The sequence below is a fragment of the uncultured Campylobacter sp. genome (genome assembly GCF_963517995.1).
Lineage (GTDB): Bacteria > Campylobacterota > Campylobacteria > Campylobacterales > Campylobacteraceae > Campylobacter_A.
Genome location: NZ_CAUQHQ010000177.1, coordinates 1 through 3,862 on the forward strand (window position 1 = coordinate 1; position 3,862 = coordinate 3,862).

The 3,862-nt window shown below is 34.1% G+C and carries 4 protein-coding genes and 1 pseudogene; 3 read left to right on the forward strand and 2 right to left on the reverse strand.

The genetic code is table 11. The annotated features are described in order from the left end of the window. A pseudogene (locus RYL88_RS12035) lies at positions 1 to 218 on the reverse strand (hypothetical protein); the annotation flags it as partial. Positions 219 to 556: 338 nt separating this feature from the next. On the opposite strand from RYL88_RS12035, the gene RYL88_RS12040 reads away from it, so the two are divergent. Both RYL88_RS12040 and RYL88_RS12045 read left to right on the forward strand, forming a co-directional pair. After that, entirely contained in the window at positions 557 to 1,243 is a 687-nt protein-coding gene (locus tag RYL88_RS12040; protein ID WP_314991597.1) for a ParA family protein, read from the forward strand. Between the two features lie 2 nt (positions 1,244 to 1,245). Next, the gene (locus tag RYL88_RS12045; RefSeq protein WP_314991598.1) at positions 1,246 to 1,467 is read left to right on the forward strand and encodes a hypothetical protein; all 222 of its coding nucleotides are present in this window, start codon (positions 1,246 to 1,248) and stop codon (positions 1,465 to 1,467) included. A gap of 1,329 nt (positions 1,468 to 2,796) precedes the next feature. On the opposite strand, the gene RYL88_RS12050 is transcribed toward RYL88_RS12045, so the two are convergent. Next, positions 2,797 to 3,342, reverse strand: a complete 546-nt coding sequence (locus RYL88_RS12050) for a Fic family protein (RefSeq protein WP_314991600.1) — start codon at positions 3,340 to 3,342, stop codon at positions 2,797 to 2,799. 115 nt (positions 3,343 to 3,457) lie between these two features. Here RYL88_RS12050 and RYL88_RS12055 point away from each other — a divergent pair, with 115 nt between their 5' ends. Further along, the gene (locus RYL88_RS12055) at positions 3,458 to 3,826 is read left to right on the forward strand and encodes a sigma factor-like helix-turn-helix DNA-binding protein (RefSeq protein ID WP_314991602.1); all 369 of its coding nucleotides are present in this window, start codon (positions 3,458 to 3,460) and stop codon (positions 3,824 to 3,826) included. The last annotated feature ends 36 nt before the right edge of the window (positions 3,827 to 3,862 follow it).

Sequence of the window (3,862 nt, forward strand, 5' to 3'; positions counted from 1 at the left end):
TCTATATCTTCTACAAAATACTTTAAAATTTCTCTAAATTTCTTCTCTGAAATTCTTGAACGAATTATATATTTATTTTTCATCGACAAAATCATAGTTCTTGTGCTTGCACTCTCTTTGAGAAAAACTCCTTTGAAAGTTTTTAACTTATCTTGAGCATTATTTAAATATTCACAGCAATAATGTTCTAGCTTTTTTAAGAGAAAGATAAATTGCATCCTTTTCAATTATTTTTTAAGCTAATATTATAAAAATTTAGGCCTATCACAATTCAATACAGTTTATGTTTGCATTATGTTTTATTGTGGCAAAGTTATTGTACAGGGTAGGGCGGACCGATTGCATATAGTTTTTTGTAAATTTTTATATTTAGTATGGTGTCTTATGTAATTGAACCTAATAGTTTTTACTAGACAAAGTAAGAGTATTACTTGTATGATATTTGCAATAATAGATATTATTTAGATATCAAAACTATATTGTAATAGCTATATTTAGATATTATATTGCTATTTTTATGATATAATAGTTTTACACAATACAGAAGGATAAATAAATGGTTATATCGATAGTAAATGAAAAAGGCGGAAGCGGAAAGACGACATTGGCCGTAAATTTAGCCGCAAGGCTTGCAGAAGACGGAGATAACGTACTTTTAATAGATGCCGACCCTCAGCGCTCCACCGAAGTCTTTTCGGATATCAGAAGCCAGTCGGATCTTAAGCCGCTATTTTCAAGCGTTTCAAAAACCGGCGTTAGTCTAGGAGACGAAATAAAACGTATGAGCGAAAATTTCGATTCGATAGTGGTTGATACTGGAGGGCGAGATAGTAAAGAGATGCGTAAGGCGATGCTCTCTTCAAACGTACTAATTATTCCTACGATACCTTCACAATACGACGTAAGCGTACTTGATCGGATGCTTGATTTAAGTAGCGAGGCAAAAGTACTAAATGAAAAATTATTGACGCTTGTATTGGTAAATCGTGTTTCGCCAAATCCTTTTTTGGCAAAAGAGCTTGAAAATATGCGCGAGTATATAGAAGATGCTAAAAAAGAGCGAAATCTAAGCGATGTTTTTTTATTAAGATCTGTTATATACGAAAGACAGGTATATAGAAAAATAGTAGCAAGCGGCAATAGCTTAAGTGAATTTTGCAAAAGTGGGGATAGGGCGCTTGATGATTTTGAGGGTTTTTATACTGAGCTTTTACAGGTAGTTAAAGAAAATATAAAGGAATAACAATGGGATTTAAAAAGGTAAGCACGGCTTCAACCAAGAGCGAAGAGAATTTTATTAACCAAGCAAGAGGCGAAACCTCAGAGATAAAAAAACCTAAAAATTTAAAACGAGATAAGTCGTTTTTGCTTTATTTTACGCAAGACGAGTTTGAGCGAGTAAAACTAGAAGCTGAAAAAATAGGAATGGGAATAAACCAATATATACGCTTTAAGATATTTAGTTAGATATTGTTATAATATTATATACATACGATAATAATATTAAATTAATTTGATTTGTAGAATTTAAGTAAATATTAAAAAAGTTAGACCAGACGCTTTTTATAGTATAATATTACCCATTGTTAATGCGGGCGGTATTGCTAGATTTTAAAAAAAATACCGCCTATGTTTTTTCCGTTTAAATCTTTGTAGCAAAAATCACAACCTCCTTTGGCATAAGTTTTCAGCCTTTGACTAACAGACTTGCAAAGCTCAGGCTGTCATAAAATATTTCATGGACGAATATTTTTTACCTAAGTAAAACGATATTATTATACTATTAAATTCATAGTATATTAGTAGCCGGCTTACGCCAGCTGAGCTTTAATTTCTTACGGCGGACAATAAAATCAGTAAATTTTAAAAACTCCATCAAGGCGGGTGTTAAATTTATTGTGTATTAAACCCAAGCCAAGACTTGCTTGGCTTTTACTACTTTTTATGTGTATTTTAATCAATTTTTATTCGACGTAACTTTTATTAATAGGCTTATGGCGCGATCATCAAAAGGCCATAAGATCAAAAACTAAACTGCTGTTTTTAAACCATAATGCATAAACGCGCGCAATAAAATTTCATAAATTTAACCATTAAATACGTCAAATAAAGACTAAGGGCGTTATATTGTACTAGTACTCTCTATGTAACGCAAGTAAATTTGAATCAAATCTGCAGAGGGTGCTAGCTAATGAGAATGCTGTAAATAATGCAGGTTTCAATCCCCTAAATCGAGGAAATTTGAATCAAATAGCCTAAAAAACGCATTAAGATTAACAATGAGTTTAAAGAACTATCAAAACACGCCATTATATCATATATAGCTAAAAAGTCCGAGAATCTAGCTAAATTTTAATTTCAAATTCCTAGCGTTTTACTAAATTTATGCTTAAGATAATGAATTTTAGGTAGTTAGCAATATATCAAAAGTCCGAGAATCTATTTTCAAAAATGAAAATTTAGGAGATTTTCTAACTTTTGCTAAATTCTTTAAATTTAAAAGCCCTAAAATAGGGACTTTAAAACAGGCTAAATTCTAAAAGTCCGAGAATCTATTTTTTAGGAGTATGAAATTTGAGATTCTCGAACTTTTTGAAACTTAATAAAATATAAAAGTCCCTAAAATAGGGCTTTTTGAAATTTACAAAAGTCCGAGAATCAAATCCCTAAAAAAGGGAGTTTAAACGTAAGTGTCCGATATATGAAATATCTTGGCTTCGCCTAAGCTTTCGCTTTTAGCTATGCAGGTTTTGCAGGGGTGGTAAAATGAGAGTAGGGCGGTCGCTGTATTTTGCTTTAGTCGCTTAGTAAATTCGTCGTTAAATTTACTATCATATCTTTTTGGCTAGGATCGCTTTGAGCTATGAGCAGCGCAAGGGCGGCAAGCGCGTTATTATTGATTTTAGGTTCGCCGTTATTTTTATAGAGAAGTCCGCTTTTTGATAGAAATAAAATAAACATAAAAGCTCCGATTCGTTTATTGCCGTCGTTAAATGGGTGGTCTTTGATGATATAGTAGATCAAATTTGCCGCCTTTTCTTGTGCCGTGGGCAGCAGCTCGCGTCCGCCGAAGGTTTGATAGATATTTTTGAGTATTCCTTCAAATTCTCCCGCCTTTTGCGTTGCGAAAATTTGCGATGCTTCGCCTTTTTGGATTAGCGATTCTTTTAGGTCGTTTATAGCTAGCATGGCTTCATCGTAGCCTAGAGTAAAATTTTCGCCCGCAAGATTTGTATATATACATAGAGTTTTATCGTCGTATCTTTGCAAAAGCGTCCAAGCCTTGGCGTAATGCTTAATGAGATCAAGCTCTTCGCGAGATTTATGAAGATTTGTATTCACGGTTTTGCCTTTTTTGGCTGGATTATATCAGTTTGGACGTAAATATGTCCTTTTTGCTCGGTAAAATACCTTTATAAATCAACCTATGCTAGCCGCAATCTACAAAGGAGATAATATGCAAAATTTAACCCAAATAAAAGAAATGCTCGAAGTCGCCGAGGAACTACGAGAAAAGGTCAAATTTATGATGAGTGCCGCCGACGTTTCTACCGAGGATGCGTTTAAGCTAAAAAATATCAAAAGCGATTTATCCGGTATCATAAACTCTCTGCAAGCTAGAGCTATCCATGAGGCATCTAGGCTAGCGGGCCTAAAAGGCGGAAACACCGGAGCGGGCGGCCCGTATACTCTAGAAGAAACCGGACTAGTGCTAGGCGGAGTAACTAGAGAGCGCGTAAGACAGATAGAAGCCCAGGCTATAAAAAAGATCAAGCATCCAAGGATCGTTAGGAAATTTTATGATTATGTGAAAGAGAATTCTTAAATTTATCTACGAAAAGAGTAGGGGGCTGTTAAGCAG

Excerpts from the sequence above, each read along its gene's own strand:
- RYL88_RS12055 (WP_314991602.1), top strand. The coding sequence starts at position 3,458 with ATGCAAAATTTAACCCAAATAAAAGAAATGCTCGAAGTCGCCGAGGAA.
- RYL88_RS12045 (WP_314991598.1), top strand. The coding sequence starts at position 1,246 with ATGGGATTTAAAAAGGTAAGCACGGCTTCAACCAAGAGCGAAGAGAAT.
- RYL88_RS12040 (WP_314991597.1), top strand. The coding sequence starts at position 557 with ATGGTTATATCGATAGTAAATGAAAAAGGCGGAAGCGGAAAGACGACA.